The 1,573-nt window shown below is 39.4% G+C and carries 1 pseudogene; it reads right to left on the bottom strand.

What is annotated here, in order from left to right:
• Positions 1 to 1,497 (bottom strand): annotated as a pseudogene (locus tag BLS16_RS23030) (IS1182 family transposase); the annotation flags it as partial.
• Positions 1,498 to 1,573: the final 76 nt, after the last annotated feature.

The raw sequence follows: 1,573 nt of genomic DNA on the forward strand, positions 1-1,573 counted from the left end.
TCAGACCGTAGACAAAAAGGTGCCTTATGCCAAGTGCAAGGCACCTTTTTTGATTTTAGTAAAAAACAGGAAATCAAAAAAGAATCTATAACGATTCAAATAATCTGAAGACGAAGGAAGCATACCCTTTCTTCGCTTCCACATTGCAAGTTTCTTTAAGTTCATGCATGCAAAAGTAAGCGTCACCTGCATCTTCACTTTTTGCAGACCACGCAATTGTGTATAACGCATCGCATGCTTTTCCTTTGCATCAGCAAACACACGCTCAATGGTTTCGCTTCTTAACTTGTAAATATCTCTGTATTCGGGTGTATGGCGGTAATCTTCTGCGAGTTCCATATAAGGTTCCCAGACATGGCGGAGTACAACCTTTTGACAAGATTTGCTCTCTGTACATTGAGAACGCATGGAGCATTTTATGCAAAGTTTAGGATCACTTTTGTACTCCCTATATCCATCACGGTTGGTTGTGGAATACGTCAAAACCTGATGGTTGGGACAGAGAATGCAATCATGGTATTCGTCATAAACGTATTCATATTTTTTGAAAAAACCAGCCTTTGTCATAGGACGTTTGTATGGAACTGCTGGTATCCTTTGGGTATCTATGATCTGCTTCATAATCCAAGGGGTTTTGTAGCCTGAATCAAGCGCAACCACATTAACTTCCGAAAACTTTGAAAGCACCTTTTTATATAAGCCATCGAACATCACGCTGTCATGAATATTTCCTGCTCCCAACTCAAAATCCAGAACGAAATTATGCCGATCGCAGGCTGTATTGGCAACATAGGCAAAGCATTTTTCATGCTCTCCTTTATGGAAGGCTCCACTCTCAGGGTCTGTCTTGCTTTGCTTAATGGTTTTCGTCTCGGGAGCAGGGGGTGTAGGTTCATCATCGTCGTGATCTTTGCTCTTTAACGGTTTTTTACCATGTTCGGCTCTATCTTTTGCAATCTCTTCTTCTAACTGTTTTTGATAGTTCTTGGCCTGTTTCTCGATCACTGCATTTGTAGCCTTACGTTTATTCGCACTTGCCTTAATATGAGTTCCATCGATGAATACAGCACTAGCATCTATAAATCCACAATTAACTGCTTCTTTCAAGATTTGTTCAAAGATCCTCTGAAAGACATCGGTATCCTTAAAACGCCGACTGTAGTTCTTTCCAAAGGTTGAAAAGTGGGGGATTGTTTCTCCGATATCGTACCCAATGAACCAACGGTAAGCCATATTTACTTCGATTTCTTTAATAGTTTGACGCATGCTCCGAATACCAAATAAACTTTGAATAAAGACTATTTTAAAGAGAGAGACTGGATCAATGCCAGGTTTTCCCCACTCGATTTCTGAGTACAGACCCTTAACCTCGTCATAGATGAAACTAAAATCAATAGCTTTATCGATATCTCGTAAGATATGTTCTTGAGGGACTAAATCCTCTATACTTACAAATTTAATTTGTTTTTGCGGTTCCCGATCTTTTTTTACATACATTGATAAAAAACACCCCTATCCTCTAGTATATTATACCATTTGGACAAGGGTGTTTCCTCTTTTGTCTACAAACTGA

Source organism: Desulfosporosinus hippei DSM 8344 (assembly GCF_900100785.1).
GTDB lineage: Bacteria > Bacillota > Desulfitobacteriia > Desulfitobacteriales > Desulfitobacteriaceae > Desulfosporosinus > Desulfosporosinus hippei.